The sequence below is a fragment of the Nostoc sp. genome, from assembly GCF_036919555.1.
Lineage (GTDB): Bacteria > Cyanobacteriota > Cyanobacteriia > Cyanobacteriales > Nostocaceae > Nostoc.
Genome location: NZ_JBALCS010000035.1, coordinates 1 through 16,219, shown reverse-complemented (window position 1 = coordinate 16,219; position 16,219 = coordinate 1). Strand labels below are relative to the sequence as shown.

15 protein-coding genes and 1 pseudogene are annotated in these 16,219 nt (G+C 41.7%); 13 read left to right on the top strand and 3 right to left on the bottom strand.

The window, feature by feature from the left end; all coding sequences use genetic code 11:
* From V7K36_RS10145 to V7K36_RS10115, 7 genes are all read left to right on the top strand, one after another.
* Positions 1 to 281, top strand: a 281-nt coding sequence (locus V7K36_RS10145) for a hypothetical protein (protein WP_335115375.1), incomplete at its 5' end; no start/stop codon positions are given.
* Positions 282 to 326: 45 nt separating this feature from the next.
* Complete coding sequence (locus V7K36_RS10140; RefSeq protein ID WP_335115373.1) at positions 327 to 2,099, top strand: HAMP domain-containing methyl-accepting chemotaxis protein; 1,773 nt, start codon at positions 327 to 329, stop codon at positions 2,097 to 2,099.
* 9 nt (positions 2,100 to 2,108) lie between these two features.
* The gene (locus V7K36_RS10135) at positions 2,109 to 2,834 is read left to right on the top strand and encodes a chemotaxis protein CheW (RefSeq protein ID WP_335115371.1); all 726 of its coding nucleotides are present in this window, start codon (positions 2,109 to 2,111) and stop codon (positions 2,832 to 2,834) included.
* A 132-nt stretch (positions 2,835 to 2,966) separates the two neighbouring features.
* Positions 2,967 to 5,243 (top strand): hybrid sensor histidine kinase/response regulator, encoded by a 2,277-nt coding sequence (locus V7K36_RS10130; protein ID WP_335115369.1) that lies wholly within the window; start codon positions 2,967 to 2,969, stop codon positions 5,241 to 5,243.
* 67 nt (positions 5,244 to 5,310) lie between these two features.
* Positions 5,311 to 6,300: a chemotaxis response regulator protein-glutamate methylesterase gene (locus V7K36_RS10125; RefSeq protein WP_335115367.1), complete on the top strand. Its 990-nt coding sequence runs from the start codon at positions 5,311 to 5,313 to the stop codon at positions 6,298 to 6,300.
* 231 nt (positions 6,301 to 6,531) lie between these two features.
* Positions 6,532 to 7,932 (top strand): hybrid sensor histidine kinase/response regulator, encoded by a 1,401-nt coding sequence (locus V7K36_RS10120; protein WP_335115365.1) that lies wholly within the window; start codon positions 6,532 to 6,534, stop codon positions 7,930 to 7,932.
* Between the two features lie 143 nt (positions 7,933 to 8,075).
* A complete protein-coding gene (locus V7K36_RS10115; protein ID WP_335115363.1) occupies positions 8,076 to 8,384 on the top strand; it encodes an NIL domain-containing protein in 309 nt (102 codons plus the stop codon).
* Positions 8,385 to 8,460: 76 nt separating this feature from the next.
* Here the strand turns inward: V7K36_RS10115 and V7K36_RS10110 are convergent, their stop codons facing one another.
* Positions 8,461 to 9,138 carry a response regulator transcription factor gene (locus V7K36_RS10110; protein WP_012407592.1) on the bottom strand — a complete coding sequence of 226 codons (678 nt, stop codon included), beginning with the start codon at positions 9,136 to 9,138 and terminating at the stop codon, positions 8,461 to 8,463.
* Between the two features lie 395 nt (positions 9,139 to 9,533).
* Positions 9,534 to 9,719, bottom strand: a complete 186-nt coding sequence (locus V7K36_RS10105; RefSeq protein WP_335094433.1) for a hypothetical protein — start codon at positions 9,717 to 9,719, stop codon at positions 9,534 to 9,536.
* A gap of 502 nt (positions 9,720 to 10,221) precedes the next feature.
* Here V7K36_RS10105 and groES point away from each other — a divergent pair.
* The 4 genes and pseudogenes from groES to V7K36_RS10085 all read left to right on the top strand — a co-directional run bounded on the left by groES (position 10,222) and on the right by V7K36_RS10085 (position 13,911).
* Positions 10,222 to 10,533 (top strand): co-chaperone GroES, encoded by a 312-nt coding sequence (gene groES / locus V7K36_RS10100; protein WP_334782876.1) that lies wholly within the window; start codon positions 10,222 to 10,224, stop codon positions 10,531 to 10,533.
* A gap of 169 nt (positions 10,534 to 10,702) precedes the next feature.
* On the top strand, positions 10,703 to 12,337 hold the full coding sequence (groL, locus tag V7K36_RS10095) for a chaperonin GroEL (protein WP_335115361.1): 1,635 nt from the start codon (positions 10,703 to 10,705) through the stop codon (positions 12,335 to 12,337).
* A 78-nt stretch (positions 12,338 to 12,415) separates the two neighbouring features.
* Positions 12,416 to 12,868, top strand: a pseudogene (locus V7K36_RS10090) (Rpn family recombination-promoting nuclease/putative transposase); the annotation flags it as partial.
* A 122-nt stretch (positions 12,869 to 12,990) separates the two neighbouring features.
* Positions 12,991 to 13,911 (top strand): ParA family protein, encoded by a 921-nt coding sequence (locus V7K36_RS10085; RefSeq protein WP_335115359.1) that lies wholly within the window; start codon positions 12,991 to 12,993, stop codon positions 13,909 to 13,911.
* Positions 13,912 to 14,202: 291 nt separating this feature from the next.
* On the opposite strand, the gene V7K36_RS10080 is transcribed toward V7K36_RS10085, so the two are convergent.
* Positions 14,203 to 14,418, bottom strand: coding sequence for a type II toxin-antitoxin system HicB family antitoxin (locus V7K36_RS10080; RefSeq protein ID WP_335115357.1), 216 nt, complete (start codon positions 14,416 to 14,418; stop codon positions 14,203 to 14,205).
* Positions 14,419 to 14,674: 256 nt separating this feature from the next.
* Between V7K36_RS10080 and V7K36_RS10075 the strand changes: the two genes are divergently transcribed.
* Together V7K36_RS10075 and V7K36_RS10070 are read left to right on the top strand one after the other, a co-directional pair.
* Positions 14,675 to 15,748: an SPL family radical SAM protein gene (locus V7K36_RS10075; RefSeq protein ID WP_335115355.1), complete on the top strand. Its 1,074-nt coding sequence runs from the start codon at positions 14,675 to 14,677 to the stop codon at positions 15,746 to 15,748.
* Positions 15,749 to 15,854: 106 nt separating this feature from the next.
* Complete coding sequence (locus V7K36_RS10070; RefSeq protein ID WP_335115353.1) at positions 15,855 to 16,151, top strand: hypothetical protein; 297 nt, start codon at positions 15,855 to 15,857, stop codon at positions 16,149 to 16,151.
* Positions 16,152 to 16,219 lie beyond the last annotated feature (68 nt).

The window sequence follows — 16,219 nt, the reverse complement described above, 5'->3', positions numbered from 1 at the left end:
TTCATCCACCTTTTATCCTCATTCATCCACCTTTTATCCTCATTCATCCACCTTTTATCCTCATTCATCCACCTTTTATCCTCATTCATCCACCTCAGAACTCCGTTCATCCACCTCACAGACTCATTCATCCACCTTTTATACTCAAACTTCTTACTCAGCACTCAGCACTTTCAAATCAGAAGGAAAAGCTAGTTTCTGAACTGAGCTACCTACTTAATAATTTGTTTCAAAATTTAAAATACAGACTGTTGATTTTGTTTGTGATTTGGGAATTTTAATAGGTGAAGGCGTTTTACGGCAGTAGACCAACATTAGGATACCCAATGTTCAAGAACATGACCTTACAAACACGGTTAATCGGTTCATTTTTATTCATGGGACTGATTGTACTCATAATGGCCTTGCTGGCATGGTTCACCACCAACGAGTTAAATCAGTACATTAACGTATTAGCGACGGATAATATCCCCAGTGTGTCCGGGATATGGAAGATTAACGAAGGTCAGACACAAATCCAATCGGCAGAACGGTTACTATTTGATCCTGAAGTCATTGTTAGTGAAAGACAGGGTGCAATAGCTCAAATCCAGGAGGCTTGGAAACAGATTAACGAAGGTATTAAGCAGTACGAAGCAACGCCACTAAGCGAACAAGAAAAAAAAGAGTATGACTTACTTAAAGAACAACTGGGTGTCTGGAAGCAAGCCCATGAAAAATTGTTAGATATTGAGCAACAATTCAATCAACTGGGTGTTCCCAATCCTTGGAAAAAACAAATTGAATTAATGCGTGCAGGTAAAGAAAAATCATCGGATTTTGCCACTATTCAAGCGGCATTGCAATTACGTAATCGTATGGATTCTGAGGGAGTAAATAGAGAAGAACCATTATTTAAAATAACTGACGATCAAGCAGGCAAACTTTTAAAACTTAATGAAGGATACATATCAGATACACAAAAAGAAGTCGAAAAGAATGTGGCTCGCAGCGTTCTCTGGATTTCTGTAGGAATTGCCATTGGCCCCATAACTGCGATTATTTTGGGGTTTGTAATCGCTCGACAAATTGCATTTCAGATTATTAGTGTCGTTAGGGTTGCAGAGCAAATTTCCACAGGGAACTTAACAACTCAGGTCAAGGCTGACCCCAATAGCAAAGATGAAATAAATAGACTATTAACTGCTTTCCAAACCATGACCCAGAGTCTCAACACTCTGATTCGTCAGGTACAGCATTCAGGCATCCAAGTGACTACCTCAGCTACTCAAATAGCAGCTTCGGGTAAACAATTAGAAGCGACGCTGACCGAGCAGGTAGCTTCTACTAATGAGGTAACTGCTGCTAGCAAAGAAATTTCCGCCACATCTAGAGAACTTGTAAGTGCAATGGAGCAAGTTGCGACCATTTCACAAGTCACGACGACAGCCGCGAATGATAGCCAAAAAGACATTTTGCGGATGGAAACCACTATGCGGCAGTTAGCAGAAGCCACTAATGCTGTTGCTGCCCGACTGGGAGTAATTAGCGAAAAGGCAAACAATATTAATACTATCGTCGTCACAATTACCAAAGTGGCTGACCAAACGAATCTGCTATCATTAAATGCTGCGATCGAAGCCGAAAAAGCTGGAGAGTATGGCTTGGGCTTTGCTGTAGTTGCTAGAGAAATTCGCCGATTAGCAGATCAAACTGCCGTTGCTACTCTCGACATTGAGCAGATGGTGAAGCAGATGCAATCGTCAGTCTCTACAGGTGTGATGGAGATGGACAAGTTTGCCGCAGAAGTAGGGCGGAGTATAGAAGATGTTGCCAGCATCAATACACAGGTTGGGCAAATTATCCAGCAAGTGCAAGATTTGAATCCGCGATTTGAGTTTGTCAACCAGGGTATGGAAACCCAATCTGTGGGAGCGCAACAAATTAGTGAGGCGATGGTGCAGTTGAGCAGCACTTCTGTGCAAACTGCGGATTCCTTGCGGGAAATAAATCATGGCATAGCCCAACTTAACCAAGTAGCGCAGGGATTGCGTCAAGAGATTGCCCGCTTTCAGGTGAAAACAGAAGACGCTATACCCCTGATTCACCAAATCTCTTGATTAACCCTTATGAACCCGATCGCTACTCCATTAAATATTGAACGTTGTTGGAATTTTATCGGCATTGAGGGCGGCGATCGCTCCTGTCCCCAATTAGCCATATATACCCATTGCCGCAATTGCCCTGTTTACTCTACTGCTGGCCGTCATTTGCTAGAGCGCCCTATACCTGAAGATTATCGGCAAGAGTGGACTCAGTTACTGGCACAATCCAAAGCCGATGAAAAGTCCCCAATGCCATCCTCTGCTTTGCCCACAACTCAAATGACGGTTGTAATTTTTCGTCTGCAACGGGAATGGCTCGCACTTTCTGCCCAAATCTTTAAAGAAATTTCCCCTCCGAGTGTGATTCATACCCTACCGCATCGTAGCAACCAAATCTTGCGGGGATTGGTGAGTATCCGAGGCGAATTGCTATTGTGTATCTCTTTGAGTCATCTGCTGAATCTGGAAGTTGCCGATACAGCAGTACAAACGCTGAGTCCAGTGGTGTATTCGCGCCTGGTGGTGCTGGGAAAGGCAGGTAAAACTTGGGTCTTTGCTGTAGATGAACTTTATGGAGTACACCGATTTCACCGGGATGAATTACAAGATGCGCCTAAGACTCTGACTCAAACCTATACTAAAGGATTATTTCACTGGCAACCGAATGGGAAGCAAATCGAGCGAGCGCAGAGTGTCAGCTATTTGGATGATGAATTGTTATTCACCACCTTAGCTAGGAAGGTGCAGTGATCAAAAACCTAACCCCCCAACCCCCTTCCCTACCAGCGTTGGGGGAGTTTAGCTCCCCTCTCCTCGTAGTAGAGGGGTAGGGGGAGAGGTTCTTCCAGGATTAATAAATCGGTGTTCTAGGAAGGTGCAGGAATGTTAGAAGAATTTGATGTCAGCAATCTTTCCTTGCTTGATTTATTCAACATGGAAGTAAAAGCTCAAGTTGTGGTGTTGAATGATTGCCTGTTGGCACTGGAGACTAAACCCGATCCCCAACAAGAATTGGCAGCCTTAATGCGGGCAGCCCATTGCATTAAAGGCGCTGCCCGAATTGTCCAAATTCAGCCGGCTGTCAATCTTGCCCATGTGATGGAAAACTGTTTTGTTGCGGCTCAAGAGGGAAAAATTATCTTAACTGCCGATCGCATTGATGTGTTGCTGCAAGGGGTAGATATGCTCCTACATATAGCTGAAACAGTTACAGCTAACCCAAATTTGCAGATTTTAGAAGATGTTGGCATTCAATCGGTAGTGAGTGCGATCGCTAATATCCTAACTCCAGAGGCAACTTCTACAGAAATTCATCCCCTAATCACAACAGCGCAGTTAGAAGAGAACCAACAGACAATCCTTGTTTCCCCATCCCCGCTAAATATCTCCACATCTTCAGAAGAATTAGGCATCATCCAAAATCGGGGGGTGCGAATGAGTACTGAGAATCTGAATCGCTTGATGGGTTTAGCAGGAGAGTGTTTAGTTGAGGCGAACTCCTTAGAACCATTTGCCAACTCTTTACTGAAGTTGAGAAGCAATCAGGGGGAATTGTCCAACCTGCTGGAGAAGTTACAGGAATTATTCGGCAACTATCATCTGGATCGGCAAATTAAACAAAACTTAAGTGCAGCCCATCAAAAAGCTAAAGAATGTTACCAGATGATGAGCGATCGCCAAAACGAACTAGAACTATTTTCTCAGCGTTCTGCTAACCTTGCCCATCGCCTATATCAGGAAATTATTACTACCCGGATGTGTTCGTTTGCTGATGGGGGACAGGGACTTCCGCGGATGGTGCGCGACTTAGGAAGACAATTGGGTAAACGGGTGAAACTGGAAATCGTCGGTAAGTCTACTTTGGTAGATCGAGATATTCTAGAACGTCTGGAAGCTCCGTTGACTCATATTTTGCGGAATGCGATCGATCATGGTATTGAACCGCCCCAGGAGCGTCTAGCAGTAGGAAAGCCAGAAGAAGGAATTATTCGCATTGAAGTTACCCATCGCGCCGGAATGCTGTTTATCAGTGTTTCAGATGATGGACAAGGAATCGATATCGAGTTTTTGCGCCAAGCAGTGATCATCAAACAACTGACAAACCCGGAAATGGCCGCCCAACTTACCGAAGTCGAGTTAATGGAGTTTCTGTTTTTACCTGGTTTCTCCACAACTGAGACTGTCACCGAAATTTCGGGTCGAGGTGTGGGGCTAGATATAGCCCATAGCACAGTGCGGGAAGTTGGCGGAACGTTGCGGGCGGTTTCTGTGTTGGGAAGGGGCATGACCTTTTATTTGCAGTTACCATTGACGCTATCTGTGATTCGCACCCTGCTAGTAGAAATTGCCGGCGAATTTTATGCCTTTGGACTGGCACGCATTGAACAGGTAGTGATCTTGTCCAAGTCTAATATTGCTGTATCGGAAAATCGCCCATTTTTCCTGATGAATAATCAACCTGTGGAGTTGATTTTGGCAAGTCAAGTTTTAGAGTTACCCTCGCCTGCGGTGAATATAGAATCGCTGTCAGTTATTGTAATTAGCGATCGCCTTAACCGTTATGGATTAGTTGTAGATCGGTTTCTTGGTGAGTGCAGTTTGGTTGTCCGACCTTTAGATCCCCGCCTTGGTAAAGTCGCCAACATTAGCGCCGCCGCCCTGATGAATGATGGTTCCCCGGTGTTGATTGTCGATGTCGAAGATTTAGTACGTTCCATTGCTAAGGTATTTTCCAGTGGACAACTCTCTCAGGTAAATCAATCTGCTCATCAAGCAGTTACCAAAGTTTACAAGCGAGTGTTAGTGGTGGATGATTCGATCACGGTGCGCGAAATGGAGCGCAAACTCTTGGAAAACAATGGTTATAAAGCTGAAGTGGCGGTTAATGGCATTGATGGTTGGAATGCAATCCGTAGCGGCGATTATGACTTGGTGGTTACAGATATTGATATGCCCCGGATGAATGGCTTTGAACTTACCAGCCAGATCAAAACTCATGCCAAGTTGAAGCAAATACCCGTGATTATCGTATCTTACAAAGATCGGGAAGAAGACCGACTGCAAGGGTTAGAAGCAGGTGCAGACTACTACCTCACTAAGAGTAGCTTTCATGATGACACTCTGTTAAAGGCGGTAATTGATCTAATTGGAGAGGCTTGAGAATAATTCGTAATTCGTAATTAGGGACTGACAAATAAAAAAATATTTTGGAAAAATGCCATAACCTGTGAGAATTGCAATCGTCAACGATATGTTTATGGCTGTAGAAGCACTGCGGCGTGTTGTGGTCAAAGTACCAGACTACAAGCTGGCGTGGGTTGCTTACGATGGCGTGGAAGCGGTGAATAAGTGTGCGGCTGATACTCCCGACTTGATTTTGATGGATGTGCTGATGCCTAGCATGGATGGAGTAGAAGCTACACGGCAGATCATGAGCCAATCCCCCTGCGCTATTGTGATGGTAACAGCTAGCGTTAATCGCTATGCAGCCAAGGTTTTTGAAGCAATGGGCTATGGAGCCTTGGATGCTGTCAACACGCCAGCTTTCGGTGATGATGGGCTACTAAATAAAATTGCGACGATCGCCCGCTTAATTGGTAAATCTTCACGTCAGCGATCGCCGCCTCTCCATCGCCTAAAATCACTCCCACTCCTAATAGTCATGGGGGCTTCCACTGGTGGGCCTAAAGCATTGACAACTATTCTCTCCCAATTTCCCTCAGATTTTCCGGCGGCTGTGGTCATTGTCCAGCATGTTGCTGTCGAATTTGTCACAGGTTTTGCCACCTGGTTAAACGAGCAAATTCCTATGCCTGTGCAACTAGCGCTCGCAGACGCAAGACCACAGTCTGGTAAAATTCTCGTTGCTGGCACAAATCTTCATTTGGTGATGCGTCCCGACCTCACCCTTGGCTATGAGAAAGAACCACTAAATTTTTCCTCCCGTCCATCGGTCGATGTTTTCTTCAGCAGTGTGGCTAAAAATTGGACTGGACAGGGGGTTGCGGTGTTGCTCACGGGGATGGGTCAAGATGGCGCTCAAGGCTTAAAACGATTGCGTCAAGCAGGTTGGCACACTATTGCCCAAGACCGTAAAACTTGCATTGTCTATGGTATGCCGAAAGTAGCAGTGGAATTAGGATCTGTGGTGGAGGTTTTGCCAGTTGAGGCGATCGCATCAGCCTGCATCAACTTTTTACCGTCTGCTTTACGGTAAATACTTAATACATTACTACTTAATTAGATCATCTAACTTACTTGGTATTACTGTGGAATATCTTAGTATAATCAGTTACGGTAAATTGGATAATCTGATTAATATCCTTTAAAAAGTATTTCAAATTACTATCAATACTGAATTACTGATATATAATTGCGACATTATAAAATAATAAATTTCCGTTATTACTTTGTAATTTTTCAAACAAACACCATTTATAGGTGCTAAATGAACCTACAAGAAACAGCACTCTTACAAATATCTCAAGAGACAGAAAGATTATCACCGAAGTGCAATGAACCAGAAACCCCACAAGCTATACCATTTATTCTAGATTCCAAAACATCCACAGTGAAGCTTTTGCTAATTGACGATCAGGTAATTATTAGCGAAGCCTTCCGTCGGATGATTGCGACAGAAACAGATATTTCCCTTCACTATACAAGTAATCCGGCTCAGGCTATTCAAGATGCGATCGCCATTGCACCAACGGTGATCTTCTTGGATATGATCATGCCAGATATCGATGGATTAATGCTACTACGTTGGTTTCGCTCTCATCCAGTAACTCGTGATATTCCTATTGTCATGTTATCCAGTAAAGAAGAAGCAAAGCTCAAAGCCGCAGCCTTTACTGAGGGGGCAAATGACTACCTAATCAAGTTACCCGATGCAGTTGAGTTAATTGCCCGCATCCGTTATCATTCCAAAGCATACAATAACCTCAAAGCACTGACTACAGCAACTGCTACTGCCCAACTTCAAGCACAACAATTAGAACAGACCTTACGGGAATTACAAACTACCCAAGTTCAATTGATCCAGACTGAGAAAATGTCTAGCTTGGGTCGGATGGTTGCAGGTTTAGCCCACGAAATTAATAATCCTGTGAATTTTATTCAGGGCAATTTTAACCACTTAAATAACCATGTTAACTGTCTTTTAAATTTAATCGGACTATATAAACAAAAACATCCTGAATCACATTTTGTATTGCAAGATGAGTATGGCGATTTTAACCTTGATTTTATCATTGATGATTTACCAAAAATTCTCTCATCCATGAAGATAGGGACTGATCGGATTCGTGACATTGTGCTGTCACTAAGAAACTTTTCTCGACTCGATCATTCCGATAAAAAAGCTGTTAATCTTCATGAAGGTATTGAAAGTACTTTATTACTTTTAAACCATCGACTCAAACAAAAAATTGAAATTATTAAAATATATGAAAATCTGCCGTTAGTTCAATGTTATCCAGCACAACTGAATCAAGTATTCATGAATATCCTCAGTAATGGCATTGATGCTTTACTAGAACTAGATAATCAGATCCAAAAGCAAATTGTGATTAAAACGGAAGTAACTGAATTAGAAACAGTCATAATTAGATTTAGAGATAACGGTTCTGGAATTGATTCCGAAATCAAAACTAAGATATTTGATCCTTTTTTTACAACTAAACCTGTCAACAAAGGAACGGGACTAGGTTTAGCAATTAGCTATCAAATTATTGAAAAACATCAGGGAAATATCCAGCTAAAATCTGAACTTGGTTATGGAACAGAATTTGCGATTGAAATTCCAATAGCATTACCAGTTACCGATTTGAGTACAATTCCTATATAAGAAGTCAAAATCGAGAATCCGGCTACCGAATCTTGATTATGAATCATTTGCCACTGCTTGCCTGTGTGGGATGAGTAACGCTAGTCTTAAAAGAAATCGTGTAAAGCAAAACCCTCATCCAATAAGTCGAGTAGGAAGCTAGAATGGCAATTCCAAATAAACAAGTAAAATCTAATACTGATATTTTAGATAGTAGACGCACCCAAACTCGTATCCAAGTTCGCATTCCTAAAGATTTACATGAGGAACCAGTCATTTCACGACTGGTTTCTCACTATGGGGTAACAGTCATTATTGCTGATGCTCAGATCAGCGCAAACGTGCCACAATATAGCTGCTTCCATTTGAAACTAAGAGGAACTACTTCCCAGATTGAAAGCGCCTTAACTTACCTCGATGAACTGGATTTAGAAGTTTTGCACCAATCCAGCCCTGAAGAAGATGGTTGGTAGATTTAGTTAGGAGTTACGAGTTAGGAGTTAAAAAATTCATAACTCATAACTCCTAACTTTTAACTCTTAACTTTGTTTAAGCCATTTGATTTTCAATCGCCCACCGCGCTAATTCAGTGCGGTTATGGAGATTAGTTTTGCCCAACATATTGGACACATGGCTTTCAACCGTGCGCTGACTAACATTTAGTTCTTCAGCAATTTCCCGGTTAGCTAAACCCCTAGCGACAAACTGGACTACTTTCAGTTCGGTTGGGGTTAATTGCACATCGAAGGGAACCTGGATGCGGGAACCGTTTTCGCCTCCTTTTGCTTGGTGTTCTTTCCAACGGATAGTTTGTTTCAGCGAGGATTCAACTTGCGCTACGAGTTCTTCTGGTTCAAAGGGTTTGACCATATAAACATCAGCACCTTTATTCAGACCCTTAACTCGGTCTGCACTTTGTCCCTTAGCTGAAAGGAAAAGAACCGGAATCCAGCTGGTGCGTTCGTTTTGCCGGACTTGTTCCACAAAAGTATATCCGTCCATTTCCGGCATCATCACGTCGCAGATGATCATGTCTGGAACATCTTGCTCTAAAATTTCCAGAGCTTCACGTCCATTTTCGGCGGTGATGACTTCATATCCCCGGAATTCTAAGTAATCCTTCACCAGCAAGATGAGGTTAGGGTCATCATCAATCAATAGAAGTCGTTTGTGATCTTTCATGCTGGGCTCTTTCATAGCAGTGGCACTTGTCGCGCTTCGGTCCATCAAAGTCTTGAATATTTATCCTCTCTGGTGGGTTATTTCGAGATGTTGTCCTTTTTCCTACTTAACTTGCCTTTGCTGTCTCGAAGCCTCAAAAATGCCGAGCATTTTCAAGAGACTAGTAGCTCGATAGCTAAAGTCCAGCAAGGATACGTATAGCAGTAGTATCTATAATGCGCTATTATATATCGCATTGAAAGGGGCGGGCGAAAAAACACTGATTAAATAATAATCTTTCTGACTCACAACTAAGTATTGGCTTAAAGATGACCCTAGCTCAAAACCAACCCGCACTTTCTTTAAGCTTACTGCTATACCATATCCTTCGATTGTTAAGCCTCTATGAGGTGTTCACAAGAAACTAGGGAAGTTTCTGGCAAAGGATGGGTTAAAAATGCCTATTCTTCTACCACCTTATTGCCTATTAAGTGTTCTTGGATGATCCGCTCAATAACTCCCAGTTTTCCTTGGCCATACCAGACCCCATCAGTGTAAACCACCATTATGGGGTCTAGAACAACAAACACGCAAGCAGTTGGCTTTAGTTCTATAGACGCAAATGGGATGACTCTGTTGCGGCTCATCAAGTTTTAACTCTTTAAGTTGCTTTTTTAAGTATTGCCAGGATTCCAGACTAGCTCCTTTTGAGCAGCAGTTCGCAATTGTCTGATCAGCGCAAATAAAAATGTATGGCTGAATTTTTGCAAGTCCTAAAGTTTCTACACAAGAACTCACGGCTTTATGTTCTGGAGACTTAGTGGTTTTGCGGATTTGATGGCTGGACTGGATCACTGTATTGTTACTTATCGAGCGGCTCCCTGATTACAGTTCTATAACAATTTCCAATGAATGGGGAGTGGGGAGTGGGGAATGGGGAAGAATTCTTATAACTGCCTACTCCCTACTCTCTTCGTAACTTATAGAACCGAACCTGAAAGATAAGAATAATTAAGCATTTATACTTAAGTACACCGATGATCTTCTAGTTCGGGAACCCGTACTCAAGGGATTCTTGCCATTGGATGCCACTTTTCGGTAGATTAGCACTCAGGGGTTGAGAGTGCTAAAACTCTGGAGAAAATAATTATGGCAGCTTTATCTTTAAGCGTTTCTACAGTTAAACCTTTGAGCGATCGCGTTTTCGTAAAAGTGAGCGCCTCAGAGGAAAAGACCGCAGGTGGTCTGTATTTGCCCGACACAGCCAAGGAAAAGCCCCAGGTTGGGGAAGTAGTCGCCCTTGGGCCTGGCAAGCGTAACGATGACGGTAATCGTCAGGAATTGGAAATTAAAGTCGGCGATAAGGTGCTGTACTCTAAGTACGCTGGCACTGACATCAAACTCGGCACCGAAGAATATGTACTGCTTTCTGAAAAAGATATTTTAGCAGTCGTGATCTAATGGGGAGTTGGGAATAGGGAAATAGGGAATAGGGAACAGGGAACAGGGGATGTCAAAAATAAAGACAATGCCCGATACCCGATGCCCAATGCCCGATACCCGATGCCCAATGCCCAATGCCCAATACCCAATTCAAAAAAATTGACTTACTCCCGGAATTTAGACACCTATGGCAAAGCGCATTATCTACAACGAAAACGCCCGTCGCGCCCTGGAACGAGGCATTGACATCCTGGCTGAGGCTGTAGCTGTTACCCTTGGTCCCAAAGGTCGTAACGTAGTTCTAGAAAAGAAATTTGGCGCACCGCAAATTGTCAATGACGGTGTAACGATCGCCAAAGAAATTGAATTAGAAGACCATATTGAAAACACTGGTGTAGCTCTGATTCGTCAAGCTGCTTCTAAGACCAACGACGCTGCGGGCGATGGCACCACCACTGCCACCGTTTTAGCTCATGCGATCGTTAAAGAAGGCTTGCGGAACGTTGCGGCTGGTGCTAATGCAATTTCGCTGAAGCGTGGTATAGACAAAGCTACTGCCTTCCTCGTAGAAAAAATCAAAGAACACGCCCGTCCAGTAGAAGACTCCAAAGCCATTGCTCAAGTTGGTGCGATCTCGGCTGGTAACGACGAAGAAGTTGGTCAGATGATTGCCCAAGCAATGGACAAAGTGGGCAAGGAAGGCGTAATTTCCCTAGAAGAAGGGAAATCTATGTTCACCGAGTTGGAAATCACTGAAGGGATGCGCTTTGACAAAGGCTACATCTCTCCCTATTTCGCCACCGACGCTGAACGGATGGAAGCGGTTTTTGATGAGCCTTTCCTACTGCTGACCGATAAGAAAATTGCTTTGGTACAAGACCTTGTACCAGTGTTAGAGCAAGTTGCTCGTGCTGGTCGTCCTTTGGTGATTATCGCCGAAGATATCGAAAAAGAAGCTTTGGCAACCTTGGTAGTAAACCGTTTACGCGGTGTACTCAACGTGGCTGCTGTTAAGGCTCCTGGCTTTGGCGATCGCCGCAAAGCACTGCTAGAAGACATCGCTGTTTTAACTGGCGGGCAACTAATCACCGAAGATGCTGGTTTGAAGCTAGATAACACCAAGCTGGATAGCTTGGGTAAAGCTCGCCGGATCACCATCACCAAGGACAGCACTACAATTGTTGCCGAAGGTAACGAAGCTCCTGTTAAGGCTCGTGTCGAGCAGATTCGTCGTCAAATCGATGAAACCGAATCTTCTTACGACAAAGAGAAACTGCAAGAGCGTCTTGCTAAACTCTCTGGTGGTGTTGCTGTGGTGAAAGTGGGTGCAGCGACCGAAACTGAAATGAAAGACAAGAAACTGCGCCTAGAAGACGCTATCAACGCCACTAAAGCTGCTGTGGAAGAAGGTATTGTTCCTGGCGGTGGTACAACTCTGGCTCACCTTGCTCCTGAATTGGAAGTTTGGGCAAAGAGCAATCTTAAAGATGAAGAGTTGATTGGTGCTTTGATTGTCGTTCGCGCCTTACCTGCACCTCTGAAGCGGATTGCTGAAAACGCAGGTCAGAATGGTGCTGTGATCGCTGAACGCGTGAAAGAGAAAGAATTCAACGTTGGCTACAATGCTGCGACAAACGAATTCGTCGATTTGTTTGATGCTGGTATTGTTGACCCTGCCAAAGTGACTCGTTCTGCTCTGCAAAACGCTGCTTCTATCGCTGGTATGGTGTTGACAACCGAATGTATCATAGTTGACAAGCCTGAGCCTAAGGATGGCGCTCCTGCTGGCGCTGGCGCTGGTGGCGGCGACTTCGATTACTAATACTTTGTAGTTACATAATTAGTGAAACAGCTGCTTCCTTTATGGAGGCGGCTGTTTTTTTGTGTCAGGAGAAGAAGGGTGAGTTACGACAACGCTTGTAAATATTTAGCTGAACAGTACCCAGCCGAGTTTGTGCGTTGGTTGCTTGGGGTAGAGGTGCAACAAATTGAAGTCTTAAAAACGGAACTTACGCTTGAACCAATTCGTGCGGATTCTGTGACATTTTTGCAAGCAGCTAACCAAATTTTGCACATTGAATTTCAAACTTTGGCGAAATCTAATCCGGGGCTTAATTTCCGAATGCTCGATTATTCGGTAAGGTTGAAGCGTCAATACCGTTGTCCTGTAGTGCAAATACTAATCTTTTTGCAAGAAACTACTAACGAAATGGCTTTTACTGAAGAATATCGGGACAATACGACGATTCACCAATATCAGGTTGTTCGTATTTGGGAGCAAGATTTAACAATATTTTTAGTTAATCCGGCGCTGTTACCTTTAGCAAGTTTGACGCGAACTGACTCGCCGCAAACTAGCAATAAAACTAGGTTAAGAAACTATAACCTTACGTCTACTAAATCGACGTTTTGGATAAATTGACGTATCGTTAATATAAAAAGTATAGTCACGAAAAAAACACTAGGTTGGAAGAGATGAGTAGCAATAAGACTAAAGTAATTTCAATTTTTAACAATAAAGGCGGTGTTGGCAAAACAATTATTACATGGAATTTAGGAGATGCGCTTGCACGAAGAGGCAAAAAAGTGCTGTTAATAGATTTTGATCCCCAATCAAATCTTTCAATAGCAATGTTAGGTGATCGATTTACAAATATTTTACCAAGCCCAGAAAATCCTTATGGAACTACTATAAGAGCATATCTACAGAGGTTTTTACAAAATGAAGGTACATTACAGTTATATAAACACAAAGGACACAGAACTAGCAATAATGTTGATTTAATTGCTAGTGATGCTTGGTTGAATGTCTATTCAGAATCACTAAGTGTTGGGTCGGATTTACTCACTGGTAATGGGCTTGAAAAATATTCAATAATAAACAGGCTAATACAAGAAGCTAATAGTAACGAAGATAAACAGTATGATTATGTATTAATTGACTTACCACCCTCATTTAATAATTTGGTTAGAACTGCACTGTATTCTTCTAACTATTTTATTGTTCCTTGTACATCTGATATTTTTTGTTCGTATTGTGTTGGGCTAATAGGAGAAACACTACCACGGTTTATTAAGGAATGGGAAATAGGATGTCAACTACACGACACCAATAATCCTCATAATCAAAAATATATAAATCTTGGTAAACCTGTATTTGCAGGTTGGATTTTCAATGGATACGATACAAGAAAGCCTAAAGATGAGAAACATAAGAGAATAATTGCAGCAGATCAGGCAATGGGGATGCAGATTGTGCAAAAGGCCAAAGAACTTGTAGAAACACTAGAAAATAAAATAAAGGAGCATCCCTCAGTTTTGCAAAATCACCCATCGGAAGGTTTCTGGTTAGGTGGAATAGAAGATATGAACATTCTTATTCAAAATAGTATGTAGCTAAATTGCCCTATTGCAACATTAGATCAAATGGAACCAGTAAGAAATCTTCAAGATCGGGGACAATGGTCGCCAAATCAATTAGATCAAATCAAGAGATTAAAAACTAGTTTTTTGTCGATAGCTGACAAGGTAATTAAACACTGTATTTGAAAAAATAAATATAAATCTATTTTGATATAGTGTAGCAATGTAAGTTGGGTACAGGAAAGCGATATAAAACAACGCAGCATCCTACGGGTTGTTTTATATCGCTTTTTTATAAAAAGATACGAAAAACTTATTTCAAATTTAAGGATAGTTAAATTGTTCAGCTATTGGTTGCAAATAATCTAGTTCTTTGTCTTGAGATTGTGCTTCTAATAACTTATGTGCTACATCACGGGCAATTTCTAAAGTTTCAGCAACAGTCCGTCCTTGAGCGACTAAATCTTGAAGTTCATCGGATGTTGCTAAATAAACGCCTTCAGGTAGTTTTTCAATGTGGATGTTTAGCAATCTTTCCATTATTGTACGTGGTGATGACGTCTAGTTTGATTTCAATCGGATCGCTTTTCTGAACTACAGCGATGCCTACGGCGGTAAACTACGCACGATATTCTACCTTTACATAAAAACCCATGAGCCAAATTAATCCTGAAACAACCCCCTTACATACCTTAAACCCACTCAACCGATTTTCTGGCAGAGCATTTCAAAATAAAAATGGGAATCATAAGAAGTAGGGTGCGTTAATTCACTCTCAATAAATATCAGGATTCACATGGCACAACTAAAATATGAAGGTTATTGCGAATGCACTCCTACCAAATTAGTCCGAGAAAAGTTTGGAGATGTGAATGTTTATGTACAAAATGCTAAATCACTCTTAACAAAGGCTACTGGTTTTATTGGTAATTATGATTTTACTCTAAATCCTTACAGGGGATGTCAATACGGTTGTAGTTATTGCTATGCTGCTGCATTTAGCCCGAATGCTCAAATGCGCCAAGATTGGGGGAAATGGGTAATTTTTAAAGAAAATGCGGCTGAAATTTTAGCGAAAGAATTAAAAAAATGGTATGAAAAAAATCCCCAGCTTCCTCCTATTATATACATGAGTAGTGTTACTGATCCTTATCAACCACTTGAGTCTAAACATCAACTGACTCGTCGATTATTAGATGTAATGCTTGATGTGAGGATTGACGGTTATCCAACTCCAACTTTGGTGATTCAAACTCGTAGCCCAATTATTACTAGAGATATTGATTATTTACAACGATTTAAGCGATTGCGAATTAATATGAGCATTCCTACTGGTAGTGAATTAGTGAGAAAAGATTTTGAACCGCGATCGCCCAGTATTAAAGCTAGACTAAATGCTATCACTAAAATTAAACAAAGCATTGATTACTTCAAAGGTTTTCTTCCCAAAATTTCTATCACTATTACCCCTCTACTTCCTACTTTACCAACAGATGAAGCTACTTTTATTGACAAACTAGCCATCGCCGATAGAGTTGTAATTCAAGCTTTTCATCCTAACCATAGTCGTTCTCTCATAGCATCAACTCGCCAAGAAGCTGAAGAAATTAAGCAAAAATACGCTTGGTGGTATGAGGATGAGAAATTAAGCTATATGAAATTTAAGGAAAAGTTAGTTTCTCGGCTTCCAGGTGTAGAAATTATGGAAGGCAAAGAGGGATTTGGCTATGAAGAATCCTATCGTAAATTGGTGGCGAAGTCAGCAGTTAAAATTATCTTTAAAACGCGGCGATATCCGACGTGCAGTGCAACTATTGCAAGAGATTCAAAAATCAGGTGCAACATTCTCATGGTTAGAAAAACTATTTAGGGATAAACTTTAACTTGAACGTTATTCCCAAGAATACAAACGACAAACAGAAACTTTAAGTAAACAACTAACAGAAGCATCTCAACAAAAAGATCATCTCATATTAATGCCAGATGAGGAATTTGTTAAATATATCTATAAAGTTTTTAATTTAATCCAGCACGATGAATATAAACTGCAATCTACTGGTATTGATGAACGTATATTTGATGATTTTGAATCAAGGCTAGTTGAATATCTCAAAGAAGAATTTAGTAAGATTCCTGACAAACAGTTATTTATTAAGCTAGAAGACGCTCTTGAAGATATTAATAACTTAAAAATTGGACAAGACCCAGACTACCGTTTTAGTCTAACTCCTCATGTCTACTTTATGAAGTATAGCAACCGCCAAGGTACTTAGGACGTAAAATGTAAGACGTGCTCAATGGCATCTCGTAAACAATCAAACTGCGCTAGTTTTTTGCGGAT

What these genes read in the sequence shown, in the direction of transcription:
- V7K36_RS10085 (WP_335115359.1), top strand. Translation starts at nt 12,991, where the DNA reads ATGAGTAGCAATAAGACTAAAGTAATTTCAATTTTTAACAATAAAGGC.
- V7K36_RS10105 (WP_335094433.1), bottom strand. Translation starts at nt 9,719, where the DNA reads ATGAGCCGCAACAGAGTCATCCCATTTGCGTCTATAGAACTAAAGCCA.
- V7K36_RS10075 (WP_335115355.1), top strand. Translation starts at nt 14,675, where the DNA reads ATGGCACAACTAAAATATGAAGGTTATTGCGAATGCACTCCTACCAAA.
- V7K36_RS10135 (WP_335115371.1), top strand. Translation starts at nt 2,109, where the DNA reads ATGAACCCGATCGCTACTCCATTAAATATTGAACGTTGTTGGAATTTT.
- groES (WP_334782876.1), top strand. Translation starts at nt 10,222, where the DNA reads ATGGCAGCTTTATCTTTAAGCGTTTCTACAGTTAAACCTTTGAGCGAT.
- V7K36_RS10130 (WP_335115369.1), top strand. Translation starts at nt 2,967, where the DNA reads ATGTTAGAAGAATTTGATGTCAGCAATCTTTCCTTGCTTGATTTATTC.
- V7K36_RS10080 (WP_335115357.1), bottom strand. Translation starts at nt 14,418, where the DNA reads ATGGAAAGATTGCTAAACATCCACATTGAAAAACTACCTGAAGGCGTT.
- V7K36_RS10115 (WP_335115363.1), top strand. Translation starts at nt 8,076, where the DNA reads ATGGCAATTCCAAATAAACAAGTAAAATCTAATACTGATATTTTAGAT.
- V7K36_RS10070 (WP_335115353.1), top strand. Translation starts at nt 15,855, where the DNA reads ATGCCAGATGAGGAATTTGTTAAATATATCTATAAAGTTTTTAATTTA.
- V7K36_RS10140 (WP_335115373.1), top strand. Translation starts at nt 327, where the DNA reads ATGTTCAAGAACATGACCTTACAAACACGGTTAATCGGTTCATTTTTA.
- groL (WP_335115361.1), top strand. Translation starts at nt 10,703, where the DNA reads ATGGCAAAGCGCATTATCTACAACGAAAACGCCCGTCGCGCCCTGGAA.
- V7K36_RS10120 (WP_335115365.1), top strand. Translation starts at nt 6,532, where the DNA reads ATGAACCTACAAGAAACAGCACTCTTACAAATATCTCAAGAGACAGAA.
- V7K36_RS10110 (WP_012407592.1), bottom strand. Translation starts at nt 9,138, where the DNA reads ATGGACCGAAGCGCGACAAGTGCCACTGCTATGAAAGAGCCCAGCATG.